This is a genomic window from Mycobacterium sp. IS-1742, assembly GCF_001500125.1.
GTDB lineage: Bacteria > Actinomycetota > Actinomycetes > Mycobacteriales > Mycobacteriaceae > Mycobacterium.
This window is the reverse complement of sequence record NZ_LQIV01000023.1, coordinates 255,665-275,017: the sequence shown is the minus strand read 5'-3', so window position 1 is coordinate 275,017 and position 19,353 is coordinate 255,665. Positions and strand designations below refer to the sequence as shown.

14 protein-coding genes are annotated in these 19,353 nt (G+C 68.6%); 4 read left to right on the top strand and 10 right to left on the bottom strand.

Annotated elements, in window-relative coordinates; translation table 11 throughout:
- Positions 1-44: 44 nt before the first annotated feature.
- A complete protein-coding gene (locus AU196_RS15795) occupies positions 45-2,582 on the top strand; it encodes a glycosyl hydrolase family 28-related protein (protein WP_231737593.1) in 2,538 nt (845 codons plus the stop codon).
- Here the strand turns inward: AU196_RS15795 and AU196_RS15790 are convergent.
- The 4 genes from AU196_RS15790 to AU196_RS15775 form a co-directional block, all read right to left on the bottom strand.
- Positions 2,555-3,946, bottom strand: a complete 1,392-nt coding sequence (locus AU196_RS15790) for an NAD(P)/FAD-dependent oxidoreductase (RefSeq protein WP_059096006.1) — start codon at positions 3,944-3,946, stop codon at positions 2,555-2,557. The two genes, AU196_RS15795 and AU196_RS15790, sit on opposite strands and share 28 nt — an antisense overlap.
- Before the next feature lie 4 nt (positions 3,947-3,950).
- Positions 3,951-4,583, bottom strand: a complete 633-nt coding sequence (locus AU196_RS15785; RefSeq protein ID WP_059096005.1) for an undecaprenyl diphosphate synthase family protein — start codon at positions 4,581-4,583, stop codon at positions 3,951-3,953.
- Positions 4,584-4,651: 68 nt separating this feature from the next.
- Positions 4,652-6,160 (bottom strand): sugar transferase, encoded by a 1,509-nt coding sequence (locus AU196_RS15780; protein WP_059096004.1) that lies wholly within the window; start codon positions 6,158-6,160, stop codon positions 4,652-4,654.
- 163 nt (positions 6,161-6,323) lie between these two features.
- On the bottom strand, positions 6,324-7,031 hold the full coding sequence (locus AU196_RS15775; RefSeq protein WP_231737591.1) for a GAF domain-containing protein: 708 nt from the start codon (positions 7,029-7,031) through the stop codon (positions 6,324-6,326).
- 145 nt (positions 7,032-7,176) lie between these two features.
- Here AU196_RS15775 and AU196_RS15770 point away from each other — a divergent pair, with 145 nt between their 5' ends.
- Both AU196_RS15770 and AU196_RS15765 read left to right on the top strand, forming a co-directional pair.
- Positions 7,177-8,295: a glycosyltransferase family 4 protein gene (locus AU196_RS15770; RefSeq protein WP_231737589.1), complete on the top strand. Its 1,119-nt coding sequence runs from the start codon at positions 7,177-7,179 to the stop codon at positions 8,293-8,295.
- Positions 8,292-9,878 (top strand): glycosyl hydrolase family 28-related protein, encoded by a 1,587-nt coding sequence (locus tag AU196_RS15765; protein ID WP_059096002.1) that lies wholly within the window; start codon positions 8,292-8,294, stop codon positions 9,876-9,878. The genes AU196_RS15770 and AU196_RS15765 overlap by 4 nt, the downstream gene beginning before the upstream one ends.
- Here AU196_RS15765 and AU196_RS15760 read toward each other — a convergent pair.
- From AU196_RS15760 to AU196_RS15745, 4 genes are read right to left on the bottom strand one after another with little or no spacing between them, the layout of a single operon-like run.
- Positions 9,832-11,127, bottom strand: coding sequence for an O-antigen polymerase (locus AU196_RS15760; RefSeq protein ID WP_059096001.1), 1,296 nt, complete (start codon positions 11,125-11,127; stop codon positions 9,832-9,834). The two genes, AU196_RS15765 and AU196_RS15760, sit on opposite strands and share 47 nt — an antisense overlap.
- Before the next feature lie 2 nt (positions 11,128-11,129).
- Positions 11,130-12,296: a hypothetical protein gene (locus tag AU196_RS15755; RefSeq protein WP_059096000.1), complete on the bottom strand. Its 1,167-nt coding sequence runs from the start codon at positions 12,294-12,296 to the stop codon at positions 11,130-11,132.
- Positions 12,289-13,407: a glycosyltransferase gene (locus AU196_RS15750; protein ID WP_059095999.1), complete on the bottom strand. Its 1,119-nt coding sequence runs from the start codon at positions 13,405-13,407 to the stop codon at positions 12,289-12,291. The genes AU196_RS15755 and AU196_RS15750 overlap by 8 nt, the downstream gene beginning before the upstream one ends.
- Positions 13,404-14,573, bottom strand: a complete 1,170-nt coding sequence (locus tag AU196_RS15745; RefSeq protein WP_231737587.1) for a hypothetical protein — start codon at positions 14,571-14,573, stop codon at positions 13,404-13,406. Before AU196_RS15745 ends, AU196_RS15750 begins: the two co-directional genes overlap by 4 nt.
- 299 nt (positions 14,574-14,872) lie before the next feature.
- Here AU196_RS15745 and AU196_RS15740 point away from each other — a divergent pair, with 299 nt between their 5' ends.
- Positions 14,873-16,834, top strand: a complete 1,962-nt coding sequence (locus tag AU196_RS15740; protein WP_059095997.1) for a cellulose biosynthesis cyclic di-GMP-binding regulatory protein BcsB — start codon at positions 14,873-14,875, stop codon at positions 16,832-16,834.
- 12 nt (positions 16,835-16,846) lie between these two features.
- On the opposite strand, the gene AU196_RS15735 is transcribed toward AU196_RS15740, so the two are convergent.
- Positions 16,847-17,074 (bottom strand): hypothetical protein, encoded by a 228-nt coding sequence (locus AU196_RS15735; protein ID WP_059095996.1) that lies wholly within the window; start codon positions 17,072-17,074, stop codon positions 16,847-16,849.
- Between the two features lie 102 nt (positions 17,075-17,176).
- Positions 17,177-19,333 carry a molybdopterin-containing oxidoreductase family protein gene (locus tag AU196_RS15730; RefSeq protein WP_059095995.1) on the bottom strand — a complete coding sequence of 719 codons (2,157 nt, stop codon included), beginning with the start codon at positions 19,331-19,333 and terminating at the stop codon, positions 17,177-17,179.
- Positions 19,334-19,353: the final 20 nt, after the last annotated feature.

Here is a 19,353-nt window from a genome sequence, read left to right as displayed (position 1 = left end):
ACAAATCTCGGGGGGACGTCATGTCGGGTATTCAGGCATGCCGCATGAGCGGTGCGGCGTTGGCGGTCGGCATCGGGTTGTTCCTCTCGCCGGGGGTGGCGGCGGCGGAGGAGCCCGCGACCGATTCGCCGGGGGGCGGCGTGGCCGCCGATGCGTCTAGAGACCCTCAGCCGGCGGAGCCGGCCGACGAGATCGACGAAGCCGACGAAGAAGTCGATCCGCAAGACGACGCTCGAGACGACGACGCGCTCGACGACGACGTTGACGCGCCCTTGGAGCCTGCAGACGACGGTCTCGACGAAGAAGTCGTCGCCGAGGATGCCGACGAGGGCACCAACCGCCGCGGTACACACGACGTCGACCCTGAACCTGTCGGCGAAGCCGAAGGACCGGCCGGAGAGCCCGACGTTGATGTCGACGTCCCCGCGGAGATCGTCGACGAGGACGACCCGGCGCCCGTCGTCGAGGAACCCGCGGTCGGCAGTCCCGCGCCGCTCCCGGAGGCCCAGCCCGAACCCGAACCCGAACTCACCGCGCTCCCGCCGGCGACCGCGCCGGCCGACCAACCCGCGGCGCGGCAAGGCATCGTCGCCACGCTGGCGAGCGCATTCGGCCTCGGCGGGACACCCGCGCCGGTCGAATCGCCCGCGATGTGGGCCGTGCTGGCCTGGGCGCGTCGTCAATTCCTCGGCGCGCCGGCGACAACGGCGTCCCTCCCGCAGACGACCACGACGTCCTCGTCGTCATCGGCGTCGACCCCGATCACCACCGTCAACGTCAAGGACTACGGAGCGGTCGGCGACGGCATCACCGACGATTCGGCCGCCATCAAGGCCGCCGAGGCCGCGCTGACCTCGGGGCAGCGCCTCTACTTCCCCGAGGGCACGTACCGGTTCGCGCAGCAGAATCCCACCGGCAACGCCGCGGTCCTACTCAAGGGTCTTTCCGACGTCACCGTGGAGTTCGCCCCGGGCGCCCGGTTGCTGATGGACAACCTCGACGCCAACGGCCACGGCACCAGCCACGGCATCCGCGTCGAGGGAGCCGCGTCGAACGTGACGGTCCTCAACGCGACAATCGAGTGGAAGACCCGACCGTCCGCGCGAAGCTTCGGTGACGGCTTCTCGATCCTGGGGTGGGCGTCGAACACCCCTCCCCCGCCGGGCTGGACCGGATCGACCGGAACCGTGTCGAACGTCTCGCTGATCAACGCCACGGTGATCAACGCACCGCAGACCGGGGCGGTCTTCATGGGCGCCTCGGACGTGACCGTCACGAACTTCACCGCCGTCGGCACTCTGGCCGACGGGTTGCATTTCAACGCGAACCGCCGAGTCACCGTGACCGGCCTGACCGCGTTGAACACCGGTGACGACGGACTGGCGTTCGTCACCTACTACGACCCGACCCTGCCGTGGACCTACGGCCCCGGCGACGGCCCGTTCAATCAGCCCGGGCTCGGCGAGTGGAACAACGGCGGCTCAGTGGCCACCGACATCACGGTCACCGGCGGGGCCGCCAGCGGCGTGCGCGTGCAGGGCGGCTACGACATCACCATCACCGACGTCACCGTGACCGGCAAGGAATTCGGCCTCCAGGTCAACTCGGCCAAGGCCACGGGCCCTGATGACTGGACGAGCCTCGCGTCGCGCAACATCGACATCTCGCACGTCAAGGTCGACGACGTCCAGACCGGAATCGTGCTCGCCACCAACAACATCGACGGCACCGAGGCATCCATGTGGTGGGACTTCTCGGGCCTGACCATCAGCGACGTCGTCATCCACAACGCGCGCAACTGGTCCGTCGCCGTCGAGACGCCGCCGACGACCACGAGTGCCTTCGCCGGCCTGACGCTACGCAACGTCCACGCCGAGGTCGACGCGGGCGTCGGACCGCTCGGAGGCGGTAACGGCGGGATTCTGCTTGCGTCGCTTCGAGACTCGGTGATCGACAATGTGCGGCTGGTGTCGGTGCACGCCGGCGACATCAACGTGCTGGGCGCCTCCCAGATCCGCAGTCAGTACGGCGTGGCGGATCTGCCGTCGTCGAATCTGACGATCGACGGCCTGGTCCTGGAGGGGCCGGGCCGGATCCTCATCCAGGACATCGCCGGTCTGCAGGTCGGCGACATCGCCTCCTACGGCGCGCACGGCGCGGGCGTCGAACTCTTCCGGGTCGGGAGCGCATCGTTCGGCACCATCGGCGCCTACCTGCCCGGCCGAGGCGCCGGCGCGGGCTGGGGTGTACGGCTCCTGCAGGTCGACGACATCGATGTGGCGCACATCGAGGTCACCACTGACGACCACGTCGGATCCTCGTGGTGGGCAGTCGAACTCGGAGGCGGCAACCCGGATCAGGACATCGCCGGTGACGGTGTGCGCATCGAGAACGTCACCTACGTCAGCGGTCGTGACGCCACCGGTTCGGACATCGTGATCCAGGGCGGTCCGTACGGCCCGGTCGACTGGTACATCAACGCGACCTGGCTGCACCAGGGTGAGCCGTCGCCGGTGTGGCGGACGGGTTCGTGGGGTGACACCGCGCCCACCGCTCACATGCTCAGCAGCCCGGATTCCTGATAGCGCAGGTCCGTGTTCACCCGCCACGGGTCGACGTCGTCGCCGAAGTACCGGGCGACGCTCTGCATCGCGCTGAGCATCGCGTGGTCCTGGTTGTCGTAGTGGTGCATGCCGTTGCGGCCCATGGGTCGAAGCGATGGGTGGTGCCGGCGCAGGAAGTCGCGGATCAGCGCGACGCTCGTCTCGCGGGCGGGATCGTAGACCGGGTAGGCGTATTGCGAGCGGACCACCATGACGTGCTCGACCGCGCAGGCACCGACGCCGAGCGCCCGAAGGTCCTCGTCGACGATCGCCGCCATGGCGCCGTCGTCGGCCCGCCAGAGGTCACCGTCGGTGTTGGTGAAGTACTCCATGCCGAGGTAGGTGCCGCCCCAATTCACCGGGGCCAGCGCCGGCGACCACCGGCTGTAGTTCTGGATGCGACCCACCCGCATGTGCCCGCTCGGCGTGTAGATCCAGTTGTACGGCAGGTCGATACGATCGCGAAGGGCGACGCCGACCGTGATCAGGGCCCGGTGCTTGAGGGCTGCGGCAGCCGCCCGGACATGGTGTGGCGGAGCCGGTTCCAGCGCGTCGATGAGCGATCTCAGCGGCATGCTGGAGAACACGGCGTCACCGGAGGCCGTTTCGCCGTTCTGCAGGTCGACGGTCCACGTCCGGCCCACGCGGCCCACCTTGACCACGGGCGAGTTCAGCGACGTGACCACTCCGCTGTCGGCGAGAACCGCCGCCGCGGCCTCCCAGAGCTGGCCGGGCCCGAGGCGGGGATACCGGAAGACGTCCCGCGCGGCGAAGTCGCCGGCCTTGCGCCAGCGGATCGGCCGGATGCGTTGGTTCGCCCAGTCACTCGTCAGGTCGGCCGGATCGGCGAGCCAGGTCTTGCGGACGTAGCCGTCGAAGAACAGCGTGTACCAATGGCGGCCGAATTCTCTTGTCCCCCAGTCCTCGAAGCTCTCGGACCCGACACCGCGGCGCCCCACACGTGGCATCCTGGACCGCAGCAGGTCGCCGAGGCCGCGCATTCCGCTCCGGACACCCAGCTGAGTGAGGAGATCCCGGCCGACGAGCGGGTATCTCACTCGCTGACCCTGCACCAGCATGGCGGAGCGTCGAGCCACCGCGACCCACTGGTCGGCGGGTAACAGCGTCCTCCAGAGGTCAAGAACGGCTTCGCTTCTGGTGAAGAACCGGTGCCCACCGGGGTCGACGCGCCACTCACCGCGACGCGGGGTGCGGGCCAGCCCGCCGACGTCTTCCGACGCCTCGTAGAGCCGTGGCGTGACCCCGCGCTTGACGAGTTCGAGCGCCGCGGTGAGCCCGGCGGGCCCGGCGCCGATGATCAGCGGACTCCTGCTGTCTGCCATGGCTTTACCGTCCGCGCCGCTGCGGCAGCAGCCGGTACTCGGCGATCAGGTCGTCGATATCGCGCCGCTGCAGATCGTTCAGCGGCGTGCTCAGGAACTGCAGCTGGGCGTACTGACTCTGCAGCGGGAGGAATCCGCTGAGCAACGGCTCGGGCGTGGTGCGGATGACGAGGTCGACGTCGCCGATCTCGAGCGCGGCGGCGATGTCGCAGCCGTCCTGTTGGGCCCGTCGGTGGGCGGCTCGGAGTTCGTCTTCCGCGTCATAGGCGGCGAGGATGTTGATCCGGAACTCCGCGCCGGTCATCGTGTGCTCCACCGCCCGTGCCGCAGCGACGTATTCGGACGGCAGCAGGTCGAGATCGCCGTGCATTCGCACACCGCATATCGCGCGATCGAAGTGTGCCGGTATCAGTGCGCTGAAGAAGTGCGTCGACGCCGAATACACAGCGTCCAGCTCGTCGTCGCGACGGGCCAGATTCGCACGGCTCAAGTTGTACACGGACACGGTTCGCACACCGTGCTCCTGGAGCGCCAGAATAATGTCGACGACTTTCTGCGCTCCGCGTCGATATGTGTCGACCAGGCTGGTGCCATTGGCGTCCGCCCAACGCCGCAACCCGTCGGGAATCAGTCCCACGTGCGCCGGCCCCCCCGGCGGCAATAAGTGCACTTATTGAGTGTAGCGGAATTTGCTCCGCGATTTACTCATTCTTCGGTCGGACGGAGTACCGCCAGAACGGTCAAGAGCAATATCTTGAAGTCCAGCAGCAGCGACCAGTTCTCGATGTAGTAGTTGTCGAATTCGGCGCGATCGGCGATCGAGGTCTGCCCCCGCAGCCCGTGAACCTGGGCCCAGCCGGTGATGCCGGCCTTCACCCGGTGCCGCTCGCCGTAGCGCCGCACGTGCATCTCGAACAGCTCGACGAACTCCGGCCGCTCGGGACGCGGACCGACCAGGGTCATGTCGCCCTTCACGACGTTGAGCAGCTGCGGCAGTTCGTCCAGCGAGGTCTTGCGCATGAACTTGCCGATCTTGGTGCGCCGGTCGTCGCCCTCCACCCCGCCGGGCGCCGCCCCCGCCTTCAACTCGAAGGTGGCACCGGCCGGAGCGGGCCGCATGCTGCGGAACTTCAGACAGTCGAACACCTTGCCGTCGCGCCCCACGCGTGGCTGGCGGAAGAAGATCGGCCCCGGCGAACTGAGCTTGACCGCGAGTGCCAGCGCGATCATCAGCGGTGAGATGAGCAGGACTCCGAGGGCGGCGATCGTCCGGCCGAGTCCGTACTTGAAGGCGAACTGCCAGCCCTTGGGGTCGACCGGGGTGAGCACCATCAGCGGAACCCCGCCCAAGTGCTCGATGCGGGCGCTGCCGTTGACGACGTCCATCAGGCGAGGCACCACGCGCACCCGCATCCCTCGCCGTTGGGCCAGCTGTGCGCAGCGCGACAGCTGGTCGCCGGGAACCGCGGACGGCGCGATGATGAGGTCTTCGGCTCCGGTTGCGCGCACGGCGTTCTCGAAGTTGTCGACGGTTCCCAGGTAGGGCACGTCGACGAGCTCCGCGTCGGTGGGACGCGTGTCGTCGAGCACGCCGACCGGGCGCAGACCGTAGTCGGGCACCTGCGCCATCCGCGTGATGATCTGGTTGGTGATCGGGCCGGAACCGACGATCAGGGCGGGCGCGCCGAAGCGGTACTTGCGCCGCAGATAGCGCTGCGTGACCGACCTCATCAGCCGGACCACGGGCACGAGGATCGCCGCGCACAGCCAGATCCTGATCATCACGTCGCTGGGGCGCACGTGGGCCTCGACCTGCTGACCCTCCTGCAGCGCGGGCACCCGCAACACGATGATCGTCAGCGCCGCCAGCGCCGATACCGCGACCGCCGTCTCGACCGGTTCCATCTCGTCGAGGAAGCTGCGGTTCAGCTTCCTCTTGTACAGCGACCGCGTCGCGAGCACGACGATGAGGATCGGTACGAAGGTCCAGGAGTACAGCAGGACGTTCCGGTTGTCCGACAGCTCGCCGATCCAGAGGTGCGCCAGCACCACGGCCCAGCAGGCGGCCCATACGTCGAGCGCGATGGTGAGCGCGATGTACCCGGACTCCTTGCGTAATCCCTCGATGAAGCGCGGCGCCGCCGGAATGCGACTGCGCACTGCCACTGCAGCGGTCTGCTGCATGGGCACCGTGACCTGGCTACTGGGCGGCATCGCGTGTCGCTCCCGCGTCCGAATCCATGCGTCACTTCCCCCCGACGGAACCTTGCATAGTCAACCTTAAAGGGGTTGCGGAGGCAACGGAAGCGAATCCGTGAGGAAGCTGAGAGTCGTTTGCCGGCGGAGCGGAGTTTCCGGGTGGGACCGCGGCTGACCGCTACTGTTGACCGGCGCGTGGACCGAACATCCGCTCGGCCGCCAATTGCGCCAAATCGCTCAGGATCCGGACGTGGCCGGTACCCCAGAGTCGCGGCTTGTCGTCGAATACGCAGAGCGTTCCGACGGCATTGTCTTCCGTGTCGACCAGCGGAATACCCAGGTAGGCGACCACGGTCCCGTCACGGACTGCCGGATGATTTCGGAATACCGGGTCGGTCCTGGCGTCCTCGAGTAACAGCGCCGCGCCGTTCGCCACGGCGTATTGGCAGACGGACCGCTCGAGTGGTGTCTGGCGTTCGTCGTCACCCATACCCACCGCGCTCTTGAAGAACTGGCGGTCGACGTCGACGCGCGTGAGGGCGGCCGACGGGGCGTCCAGCGCGGCGGCCGCCGCCTGGGTGATGCGGTCGTAGGCTTCTTCGGGCGACGTGTCGAGCAGCCCGGTGGCATACAGCGACTGCAGTCTTTCCGGATTGGTGATCTCGGATTCGACACTGGGCATCTCGGTATTGGCAAACACCTTGCACGCGTTGAGGTGAGCCATCAGCTCCTCGATCGACGCACGCTCGGTGCGCCTGAGGTCCGCGACCATCTGCGATGCGACGGCGCGAGCCACATAGGAGACGACGTCCTCGCCCGCATCGCGTGCGCAGTCCTCGAGCAGGCGGTTGAGCCAGTCGTCGAACCCTGTCAGAGAGCCGGTCATTCGACAAACGGTATCCGACCACTCCAGTGCCTTGGACATGAACAGGTATGACCAACTCGGGACGAATCCGCGCCGACGTAGCCTTTATTAAAAACGCAACAAACTGGAGGGGCGTGTGAACAACCCGCGGACCGATGATCGCCGTGTGGATCTGTTGTTCGATGCCCGGCACATCCGCCAAAGCGGTATCGGGACGTACATTCGCACCCAGTTGCCCTACCTGGAGGAGGCCGCATCCCGCGACGGGCTCACCCTGGCCGTCCTCGCCGATCCCGATGCCGCGCCGGCACTGCGTCCGAGTACCGAGGTGATACCGGCGTCGCCGGCGCGGGCCGCGATGTACTCGGCCGCCGAACAATCGGTGTGGCGCCACGCATTCGACGCGGCCCGTCCGCGGGCGGTGTGGCTGCCGCACTACCCGTACCCGTTGGCCCGTCTTCTTCCCGGCAACCGCCGAACGGCGCTGTATGTCACCGTGCACGACACGATTCACCTTCTGCCCGAGAACATCAGCGGCCAGAGCCGGTCCCGCCGGCTCTATGCCCGCGTGATGCTGGGTGCCGACGCCAGGTTCTGCCGCCGGATCTTCACGGTGTCGGAGGCGACGGCGACGACGCTGAGGGACATCGAACCGTCCGCACCGGTGTCGGTGACGCCGATCCCGGTGGACGAGGTGTGGCTGGATCCCGTCGACCCGAGCCTGTCGCCCGTCAGTGGCCGCTACCTGCTGTACGTCGGGAACACCAAGCGGCACAAGAACCTTCCGCTCGTCCTGGAAGCGTTCGCCGGTCTGGCCGACGAGATCCCCCACAAGCTGGTGATCGCCGGGGGCGGGGCCTCCCTGCGGACGCTGGACGACCGGGTCAGGCGCCTCGCCGAGGACGATCCGGACCGCGTGGTGGTGACGGGGCAGCTCGACTTCGGCGCACTGCGGTCCTTGGTCGCCTCGGCGGAGTTGCTGGTCATGCCCTCCCTCTACGAGGGCGCCGGGCTGCCGCCGTTGGAGGCGATGGCATCGCGCACACCGGTGCTGTCGTCGGACATCCCCTCGCTGCGTGAGACTTGCGGCGACGGCGCCGCCTACTTCGACCCGCACCGACCCGAGGAACTGGCCGGTCTGCTCCGCGCGTTCTGCTCGGACGACGCGGCCAGGGCCGATCTGGCCAAGCGCGGCCACGCCCATGTGCTGGCGCGTCAGCAGCGGATCCGCGCGACCGCCGCGGCCGACGCGATATTCGCCGAGCTGGTCGGCAGCCGTACGTGACGTTGTCGAGGCGCCAGTTGCTGGCCCGCGCGTCCGCCGCGACCGCCTCGGCCGTTCTCGCGGGGTGCTCGCTGAACGGACGGCGTGCGGTGGTCGACGTCCGCGGCTTCGGCGCCGCGGGCGACGGGATCACCGATGACTCAGGGGCCATACAAGCCGCCGCGGCCGCGTTGCGCCCCGGGAGCACACTCCGATTCCCCCGGGGCACATACCGTTTCGCACAGCGCTGGCCACCCGGCGGCGCCGCCGTCGTGATCTCGGGCCTCGCCGACGTCGTCGTCGAGTTCGAGCCCGGCGCCGAGCTCTACATGGACAATCTGCATCCGACCAAGCGGACCGGCAGCGGTCACGGGTTGCTCGTCCGCGGACCCGCGTCCCGGATTCGGCTGCGGGGGCTCAACATCCGATGGGCCGACGGCGCCCTGCGGTCACTCGGCGACGGTATCCGGGTGGAGGGCTACCCCGATGTCGGCGACCAACAGCCGAGCGGATGGTCCGGGCAGCCGACTCCGGTCACCGAGGTGTCCGTGACCGATTGCACCGTGCGGTCCAGCCCGCAGACCGGGGTGGTCATGATGGGCGTCTCCGACATCGAGGTGGCCGGACTGCGGGTCACCGACAGCGGCGCCGACGGATTGCACTTCAACGCCTGCCGACGCGCGTCGGTCGACCGGTACAGCGCCGTCAACACCGGTGACGACGGGCTCGCGCTGGTCACGTATTTCGCTCCCGAGCCGACCTTCGACCGTGCGTCCCACACCTTCTCGGTCCCGGATCTGACCGACTGGTCCAACGCGGACTTCACCGTCACGAACGTGAACGTGTTCGCGTGCCGGGCGAACGGTGTCCGGCTCGCGGGCGCCAACCGCGTCACCGTCGAGGGACTCGACGTCGTCGGCGTACACGCCGGTTCGGCGTTCCTCATCGACTCCGCGGAGCCGGGCACCGACGTCGGCTGGCATTACGTCGCCAGCCGCTCGATCCGCCTCGACGACGTCACCGCGACCGACTGCGACATGGGCATCCACCTGCTGGCCCGGCCGGGCACTTCCGGCGACCGGCGCTTCACCGACTTCGACATCCACGTCGGCGACGCGAAGGTCGACGACTGCCCCACCTGGGCGGTTCGCGCCGAGTCGCTGACCGACACCCGGGTCAACGGGATGCGCATCGACCACTGCGGTGTCACAGCCGGCTCGACCAGCGGAGGCAACGGCGGCGTCGGTGTCGAGAACACGAGCGGGATCACGTTCGGCACCATCATGATTCGCCACTCCGAACCGGTCGTCGCGTTCCAGGCCGCACACGCCGGAGCGCTCACCGTCGATCAGCTGAGCATGGCGATCACCCGGCCGGACCGACCCGACGGCGAGCTCGACCCGTGCGTGCGTCTCGAGAGTTCCGACGGCGTCGTCGACCGGCTGACGATCGGCTGGCCCGCCGCCGACGACACCTGGGTGCCCGTCCTGCAGTCCTCGCCGGGTCCGTGTGGGGACGGCATCGGCCAGGCGCCGCTCGCGATCCGGAACCTGACGGTCACGCCGCCGGTCGAGCGTCCCTCGGCGGTCGCATGCGCGCGGTGACCAGTGCGCTGCCCGCGGTCAGCAGCAACAGGAAGATGACGATCCCGTAGACCAGGATCTGCACCCGCCACACCTCGAGGAAGCAGTACGCCACCACGCCCGCCGACGCGGCGATGACCGGGCTGAAGCTGAAGATCCGCGCGAACGCGTACCCCGCGAAACCGTAGGCCACGATGGTGTAGAGCCAGCCCCATGCGCCGTGCTCCGAATAGATGTCGGCGAACACGGAATTGGTGAAGAAGTTGCCTGCGAAGGTCACCGAGTGGCCGTAGACGGATGACTGCTTCCAGCTGTCGTCCTTGGCCACCTTGTTGAACTGCAGGAACGTGGGTTTCACCGCATCCAGCGACGCGACCGCCCCGACCCTGTTCTCCCAGGCCCCGCTGGCCACCGCATCCGAGACGCCGATCTGGACCTGTGCCGGCACGGCCAGGTACGCACCCGACTGGTACAGGTTCATGGCCACCGGGTTCGACACGCCGGCGTCGCGGTAGTAGTTCGCGTTGCGGATGTAGTTGAGCGCGGTGAGGACAGCGAAACCGCAGAGCACGATCACCGCAAGGGTTACCCAGGTGCGCGCACCCGATCCACCGGTCGCCTGCCGCGGTGGACGCCCCCGCACCCAGACCGCCAGATAGACGACGCAGGACATCAGGAGCGCCAATCGTGAGGCGATCATCGCGTTGGAGATGAGCAGCAGCACCCCGGCGACCATGTACGGCCACCGGATCACCTTCTTGCGCCACAGGTAGACGCCGATCGGCGCGGCGAGGATGGTGGCGTACCGCAGGGTCTGTGGACCCGCGAACCCCGACAGCGCATTGCTGAAGTCGTTGGCGGTCTGTTCACTCAGCGACGCGACGATCGCGGAGGGTCCGCCCACCTTCATGAACGAGTACCCGACCCCGACGGCGCCTGCCGCCAGGATCAGGAAGAAATACCGCCGCTCGAACCAGGCGGTGCTGGTCGCGTCGTCACCGGTTGCGGGCCGTGATCGCCGTGTCCCCCACCAGAATCCGACCATCGACACCATCACGATCGCGCAGTACCACAGCAGCAGCAGCGCGATACCCCGGCCGCTGATGTCGGCGGGGACCGCGAACCCCGTCAACGCCTCCGAGGAGGACTGGGACCCACCGAACTGCCGGCGCGCGGACAACGCCGACCACGCCAGGAACGACAGGGTCACCGGCGCGAGGATCAGCACCGCGGGGCTGAACCACGCGGGCGGCCGGGTGGCGACGGCCATGGCTAGCCGAACCGCTGGCGTCGTCGCCGGGCACCGAAGGTCGCCGCATAGTCCGGCGCCCCGTTGACCGCGGCGACGTGGTAGACGAGCGCGGTGATCATCTCCGCGGCCACGAAGGCCGCGAAGATCGCGGTGGTGTTCTGCCACACCATCAGCAGGCTCACGCTGATCACCAGATAGACGACGGTGCTGGCGCCGCGGATCCAGAAGACCAGCGCCGTCTTGCCGGCTTTGCGCAGGGCCGCGAACGGCACCGTCGACACCAGCATGACGGCCTTCCACAGACAGGCCAGCAGCATGGCGGCGACTCCCACGCCCTGCCAGGCCGGGCCGAAGACCAGGCTGCCGAGCCCACCGAACGCGGCGATCAGCACAGCGGCCATCCCGACGGCGAAGACCGCGACGAACGCCTTGAGCTCACCCCGGTGCCCATGGGCCAGCAGGCGGTAGCGCCCGTAGGCGAGGATCGGCTCCAGCGCGCCCGCGACCGTGGAGATGACCCGGAATGTCACCGAGGCAGCCGGTCCGACCAGGACCAGGAGCAGCGAGGTGATCGCCGGTTGGACGGCGCCGACAACCGCGGTCTCCGCGGTGACCCAGCTGGATCTGCGGACATCCGGCGGAAAGCCCATCCGCGGCATCGCCTTTCGCGGCCGGTACCGCGCCACCACCGCGAGCAGCGCACCGATGGCCAGCACCCGCACGCTGTGGGGGCTGCCGTGGTCGGCCATCCACAGCGCGATCAGGCTGGCCACGATCAGCGCACCGGCCGCGGTGCCCTCGTTCTTCCATTTGCCGGTGACCACCCCGATCGAGCGGGTCATGAGCAGCCCGGTCATCACGCCGATGGCACTGGCCAGGAGCACCGCCGACGATGCCACCGCCGGGCCGAACACCAGCAGCCCGCAGGCGGCGACGGCGAACAGCACGACCCACGTCGGCAGGCCCAACTCCCCCTCGGCGTCGGGGGTGGCCAGCCGGCCCTCCACGACGAAGGCGTTGAACAGCTGCGCGACGTAGACCCCGACGGCGAGCGCCAACGCGAGGAAGCCCTGGGTCTCGATCGGCGCGATGCGCGCGTAGATCGCGATGAAGATCGCCGGGAAGACGTTCAACGCCAGACCGGCGACCACCTGCACGCCGGTCTGGAGGTGCCTGCGGTCATTCACGGCCGTGGATCGCCGACGTCTGCGCCACCACGTCGGCCATTCTGGCTCGGAACGCCTCCGGTGAGAACTGTTCGGCGCGTTGACGGTTCGCCGCGGGGTCGAAGCGTCCGTTGTCGAAGGAGGCGAACGTCTCGGCGAAGTTGCCGACGATCTCGGCGTCGCTGCGGCCGGTCACGAACGTCCCCGTGACACCGTCGACGACGCTGTCGAGCGCGCCGCCGACCCCGAGTGCGATCACGGGTGTGCCGCACGCCATCGCCTCGACCGGCGTGATGCCGAAATCCTCCTCCCCCGGCATGACCATCGCCTTGGCGCGGCGATAGAGGTCGCGGAACTCCTCGTCGGAGACCCGGCCGACGAACCTGACATCCCCGCCCTCGGCGAGCCTCCGGCACCGGGCGGCCTCTCTGCCGTCGCCGGCGACCACCAGTGTGACGCCGGCTGCCACGGCCGCCCTGATCGCGATGTCCGGGCGTTTGTATCCCACCAACCGCCCCGCCAGCAGGAAGTAGTCACCGCGCGTCGCCGCGGCGTCCGGCGTGTAGAAGTCGATGTTCACCGGCGGGTGGACGACCTGTGCGTCACGGTTCCAGTGATCCCTGACCCGCTGCGCCACCGCGGCGCTGTTGGCGACGATGGTGGTGATCTTGGGTGCGGCGGACAGTTCGGTCGCGATGGCCAGCCGGGACAGTGCGTCCAGAGCCAGTCGGCCGGGTAGCGACGCCGCCTCTTCGCGGCGCATGACCTTGTCCCACGCCCACCGCGCGGGTGAGTGCACGTAGACGATCGTGGGTGTTGCGCCTGCCGCGTGGACCGCCGCGGCGGCGAACGCGTGATGGCTGATCAGTACGGCCTCGGCCGAGCCGAAGTCGCGGCGCTTCATCCAACCGGGAACCAGCGGCAGCAGCGGCGCGTAGGTCCGGTAGCGGGCCGCGCGGTACGCCGACGACAGCGGACCGGTGCGCACCCGCGCGGTGAACGCGGCGGTGACGCGGGGGTCGACGATGGGGATGTCGATCGGCGCGTCGGGCCACTGCCGGGCGAACTCGGCGACGACGTTCTCGGATCCGGCGATCTCGGTGAGTCGTTCGTGGACGATCGCGACCGTCACTGCATACTCCGCTCTGCGTCGTCGACGCCCTGCCGGGGCGCCTGTGGGGTGCGTTTCTTCCGGTGCGCCCCGCCCGGGCCGTGGTAGGTGAACGCGGCGGCCAGCGGCGCCGCGCTGCCCGCGGTCGCGGAGCGCAGGGCCACCGCCTGCGCCGCGGTGTCGGCGTCGAGGCGGGCCACGAGGACGATCCCGGCCGCCTCCGCGACAAGGTCCGGGGTCAACGAGGGGTCACCGACCACTCCACCGTGCAGCACCCGGGCCGACGGCGACCGGTCCGCGCCGCCGCGTTCGAGCAGGGCCGCCACCTCGGCGCTGCCCGAGGACGGCGACGCCCCGATCACCAGCAGCACGCCGCCCGGCGCCATCGACGCGCACTGCGCCCGCAGGGTGCGGGCGAGGCGGGCCTGCTGCGCGTCGCGGTCGTCGGCGAAGGCCGAGCCGAGGTCGACCGCCGGCACGAGCACGGCGTCGACACCGTCGGTCAGCGTCGCGGTCATCGCGGCGCGGCCGGAACGCCGCCTCCGAGCGAGCAGGATCGCCACCGCGACGGAGCCCCCGACGAGCCCGCCGAGGATCGACCCGATCAGCCACTGCTGGGAACTGTCGTGGTTCGGTGTCGGCGGCTGTACGACCAGCAACGTGGCGGCCTCACTCGCCTGCAGTTCGACGGCCGCCCGGATCCGCGTGAGTTCTTGCATACGCACAGGGTCTGCGGCGCCGGTCTGCTCCCACCTCGTCAGCGCGCCGCGAATGGTCCGAAGTTGCTCGTCCACGCGCTGGCTGAGCTCTTGGCCGTACAGGTCGATGGCCACCTGGACGGTTCTGATGGCGTCGTCGCGGGATTTGCTGGAATTGCTGATGGTCACCACCGGCGACTCGCTGGCTTGGGCGATGTTCAGCTCCGCCGGCTCGTCCATCGCCATTTTCCTGGCCACCGCCTGGGCGAAACCCTCGCCGGACAGATACGCGATCTCCCCGCCGACGAAATTGCTCGTATTGCTCTGATTGTCCGGGGTGACCTGACTGGCGCCGGCCGCGATCGCGGTCAGGTCGGCCGGATTCTCCAGACGCACAAAGGCTGTCGCCGTCGTGTCCGTTCCCATTCGAGCGAAGGTCAACCCGCCGATGAGCGCGCCGACACACAACCCGACGAGCGCGGCCGCCACGAATTTCACCCTCACAACCCGTGATTCCAGCGAAGAGATCGTCGCGATCGCGGGTGCCGGAACTCTCGACCCATTGGCAGACAATTGTGCGGCACTCCGTCCTGACCCTCGATGCGACCAATATCGTAATGGCCCAGTTCACTTCGCCGGGCCCGACACGGGTATCGGTGGAGGACCAGTAAACACGGTGCGGTACAACGTACTGGCGGCGCGTCAACTTTTGGCGAAGATGGTTTGCCGGTAACGTCCGGCGCCCAGGGGTGATTCGGAAAGCCCACTGACTCGAGACTGGAGCAGCGGTGTCTGTTGGGTTCATCCGCCGGGTCGTCGGCCTGGTGTCCTCGGTGTTGATGGTGGCGGCGCTGGGCGCTCCCGCCGCGGCCCACGCCGCACCCCTGAACGCCGATCCGGCCGCCGGTCCCGAGGTGACGCTGCCGTGGCGGACGCTGGGCCTGCCCGCTGACGTCACGTTGGTCGGCGCCGATACCAATCAGGACTTCTCCGTGCCGGTTCCGACCGGCTTCGGGGCCGTCCGGCTGCGTGGACTGATCCACGCCCCGGTGGATTTCGGCGCCGGCTTCGTCGAGATCGCCGACAGCACCGGAAGATTCCTGGCCACGGTGGACCTGCCCGCTGTGGCGCCGGACCAGGCGGTGGTTCCGTTCGACGTCGACATCTCCGCGGCGCGGGTGAACGCCGCGAAAGTCGGCCTCTCGTTCACCGTGCGGGAGGCCGCGCTTCCGGTCGGCGAACGCTGCGGCCTCGGCGAACGGGTACGACTCAGCGATCTCGCCACGGTCTACGCGGGCATCGAACCCGCGCCCACCACAGTGGCCACGTTCTTTCCGCCTGTGCTGCAACGGCTGACGATCTACACACCGATCGACGCCGACGACGCCGAGGAGCAGGCGGTACTCACGCTCGCCTCGGCGGTGGCGCGGATGTACCGGCCGCAGTCACCGGTGATCACGGTGGTCAAACAACCCCGCGGCGCGAGACCGCCGGCCGCGCCGCAGTTCACCCGCGCCGTCGTCGTCGAGAACGGCGACGCCGGGCTCACCGTGGTCGACCCCGACACCGCCGACGTCCACCTCGAGGTGAACGGGCGCGGTGACCAGCTCTCCGCGCAGGCGTCGCTGATCGCCAACCAGGTGCAGTCGCTCGTTCAGGTCCCCGAGGTCCGCGTCGACAAGGCCGGGTCCCGTGGCGCTCCCAGCGTCGACGAGGTCAGGTTCGGCGATCTCGGCATGTCCGGCGAGAGCTCGGTGTTGCGGACGTCGACGATGGCCGTGGGCGTCGACCGGGCCGCACTGGGCAGCGGGCGTGTCGACGGTCTGCGGGTACACCTGCTCGCCACCCACACCCCGGTGCAACCGATGGATTCGGCATCACTGATGGTCCGCGTGAACGGCGAGGCCGTGCACACCGTCGCGTTGGGCGACACCGGCCGCGTCGACGCGTCGTTCGATGTGCCCGGCGAATTACTCGGCCAGAGAATCAATCTCGACTTCGATCTGACATTCAGTCCGCGTCAGCTGTGCTCGCCGACCATCGCACCGCTGACCTTCCAGCTGGACCCCCGCTCCACCGTGACGATGCGGCGCGGCGGCCCACCCCTCGGCGGCTTCGGCGCGGTGCCGTCGGAGTTCAGCCCCGAGTTCCTGGTGGCACTCGACGGCAGCAACCCGAATCAACTGCACTACGCGACCCGGGTGATCGCCGACATCGCGCGGCTGACCGATACGGAACTCACACCCCGCGTGGTCGACGTCAAGGCCGCCGCCGATGCCGGGATCGGCGCGTTGATCGTGGCCAACGCCGCCACGATCGACCAGACGTCGCTCAGCCCGCCGGTCGGCGGGCAGAGCGCCGAGGTCCGGATCGGCCTGCGCGACGAGCTGCGGGCCGACATCAACCGAGGGCTCGGCTCCATCCAGGCGTTCGCCGACGGCGCCCGCAACCGTTCCATCGTACTCGTCACCACCAGCGGGGCCTGGACACTGGTCGAACCGCTGTTCGGTTACGTCGACCAGCTGCCGGACGGTTGGTCGAGCCTGAACGGCGACGTGCTGGCCGCCGGCGCGGCGGGCACTGTCACCAACCTGTCCGTCGGCGCCGGGGACGCTGCGCCGCCACCCACCGAGGACTCGAACGACCCGGCGGTCTGGGTGGCGATCGGGGTGGGTGCCGCCGCGCTCGCCGCGCTGGTCGTCGGCGCCGCACTGCTGTGGCGACGCCGGCGCCGAGGAACGACTACCTAGCCTCCCGGACGGCTACAGCACCGAGGGCGGCTGCTGCCGTCGTACCGCGTCGACCTGACCGGGGACCGCACCGACCACTTTCGAGGTCTGGTCGGCCGCTGCGGCGGTCGTCTGTTCCGGGACCGCTTTGGCCGCCGCGACCGCCAGCTGCCTGCGCTTCACCCACAACCAGACCGCGGCGCCGATCGCACCACCGGCGAACAGTACCGCGCCAAGGACGAGGGATAACCGTCCAACCATGCTCCGCCTCCTCGCAGACCGGCGAACCTCGTGAGCCGCACACTACGCCGCTCTCCGGCCCCCGATCCGCAATCGGCCGAACCGTCGGACAACCGCGGGCGGTCAGCTGGCGACGGCCTGATCGGCGACCTTCTGCACCTCCACCAGGTTGTCGCCGTACACGCCCGCATTGCCCAGCCCGCAGTGCCGGTCGGCGGTGATCGCGTTGACCGTCGTCTGCGATCCCGCACCCTGCCAGTGCCCGACGTTGGCCATCACCAGTCCCGGCATCAGGTCCTGGTCGTGGGTGGCCGGTCCCACGAACGACCCGCGGTCGTTGAACACCCGCACCATCTCCCCTTCGGCGATACCGCGTTCAGCGGCGTCGTCGGGGTGGATGAACACCCGCTGGCCGCCCTGGACGCGCTGTTTGTCCGGCGTGTTGCCGTACTGGCTGTTGAGGAACGCGTGCGGCTTCGGCGAGATGATGCTCAACGGGAACCTCTGCGCCAGATCCGGATTCGATTGCGGCGACTCGAAAGGCGGCACATAGTCGGGCACCGGGTCGACGTATCCGCCGGGCTGCATCGCCTCGTACATCGACCGCCACACCGGGACCACGAAATTGCCGCCCTCGGCGAGGCTGGACTTGAACTCGCACTTACCCGACGGCGTGGGGAAGTTGCCCTCGGCGTGCGGGGCGCGGGTGTCCGGGGCGCCGACGTTGAGCCGCATCCAGCCGAGCTCTTCGAGTTTCTCGTACGTGATGCCCTGCAGCGCAGGCGCTTCCCAGTCGTGAAAGTCGATGAGCATCTCGCGGTCGGTGCGGTTCCAGTAGGCCATCGACTCCTCGTCGAACTCCATGGTGCGTGCGAGCCGTCGGAACAGTTCGACGTTGGGGATGGCTTCACCCGGCGGCGCGATCGCCGGTTGGTTCAGCGAGATGTAGAGGTGTCCCCAGGTCACCATGATGTCGAGCTGTTCGGCCTGCATGGTGGCAGGCAGCACGAGATCGGCGTACTTCGCGGTGTCGGTGATGAAGTGCTCGCTGACGACGGTGAACAGGTCCTCACGCATCAGCCCGCGCATCGTCTTCTCCTGCGCCGGGCCCTGGGACACCGGGTTCGAGTTGTAGACGAACAGCGACTTGATGGGCGGGTCCAGTTCGAGTTCACCGGTCAGGGCCATGCCGAGGTCGAGTTCGTTGACCACACGGGTGCCTTCGGGGATCCACTCCGGCATACAGATCTTGTCGAACCGGGTGGGGAACTCCCAGATCGGCATCTCCATCGTGCCGCCACCGACGTGGCGCCAGGCGCCCACGAGTGCGGGCAGGCTGGTGATGGCGCGGATCGCCTGTCCCCCACCGCGGCTGCGTTCCAGTGCCACGCCCTGCCGAATCGCCGCGGGCTGGCTCGTCGCGTATTCGCGGGCCAGTGTGCGCACGTCCTCGGCGGGCACACCGGTGATCTCCTCGACGCGTTCCGGTGGGTAGTTGGCGGCGCGCGCGGCCAGTTCGTCGAATCCGACGGTGTACTTCTCGATGTAGTCGGTGTCGGTCAGCCCCTGCGCGATGATCTCGTGAATCATGCCCATCGCGAGGGCGCCGTCGGTGCCGGGCCGGATTCGGATGTGCCAATCAGCCTGTCGTGCAGTGCGATTGCGAACCGGGTCGATCACCACGATCTTCGCGCCGTTGTTCTTGCGGGCCTCCAGCAGGAACGGCCACCCGTGCAGGTTCGTGCTGGTCATGTTCATGCCCCAGACGATGATGTACTTCGAATGCGCCATCGACTCGACGTCGAGACCGCCCGAGCCGCCGACGGTCATGTGCCATGCGGTCGACGATCCGGACTCGCAGTACGTCTTCTCCGCCACCGTCGACCCCAGCCGGTTGAAGAACGCGTCACCCGAGGTCAGACCGTTCAGCACGCCCTGGTGGCCGAGGTAGGCGTGCGGCATGATCGCCTGGCTGCCGTACTCGTCGATGATGGCCGTCCACCTCTTCTTGATCTCCGCGAGCGCCTCGTCCCACGAGATCCGTTCGAACGCACCCGAACCCTTCGGCCCCACCCGACGCATCGGGTACAGCAGACGGTCGGGCTGATAGTGGTGTTCGTGGAAGTTCTTGACCTTGACGCACAGGCCGCCCCTGGTCATCGGATGGTCCGGATCTCCGGTCACGTCAACGAGTTTCCCGTCCTCGACGTGGTAGAGCATCGCGCACGTGTCGGGGCAGTCGTGCGGACAGGCACCGCGGACGATGGTGAGTTCCTTCACGGGGGTCCTCCTGGGCTGCA

Bases quoted from the DNA above. Each gene is read 5' to 3' on its own strand.
- AU196_RS15775 (WP_231737591.1), bottom strand. From the start codon at position 7,031: ATGACCGGCTCTCTGACAGGGTTCGACGACTGGCTCAACCGCCTGCTC.
- AU196_RS15760 (WP_059096001.1), bottom strand. From the start codon at position 11,127: ATGGCCGTCGCCACCCGGCCGCCCGCGTGGTTCAGCCCCGCGGTGCTG.
- AU196_RS15795 (WP_231737593.1), top strand. From the start codon at position 45: ATGAGCGGTGCGGCGTTGGCGGTCGGCATCGGGTTGTTCCTCTCGCCG.
- AU196_RS15790 (WP_059096006.1), bottom strand. From the start codon at position 3,946: ATGGCAGACAGCAGGAGTCCGCTGATCATCGGCGCCGGGCCCGCCGGG.
- AU196_RS15735 (WP_059095996.1), bottom strand. From the start codon at position 17,074: ATGGTTGGACGGTTATCCCTCGTCCTTGGCGCGGTACTGTTCGCCGGT.
- AU196_RS15780 (WP_059096004.1), bottom strand. From the start codon at position 6,160: ATGCCGCCCAGTAGCCAGGTCACGGTGCCCATGCAGCAGACCGCTGCA.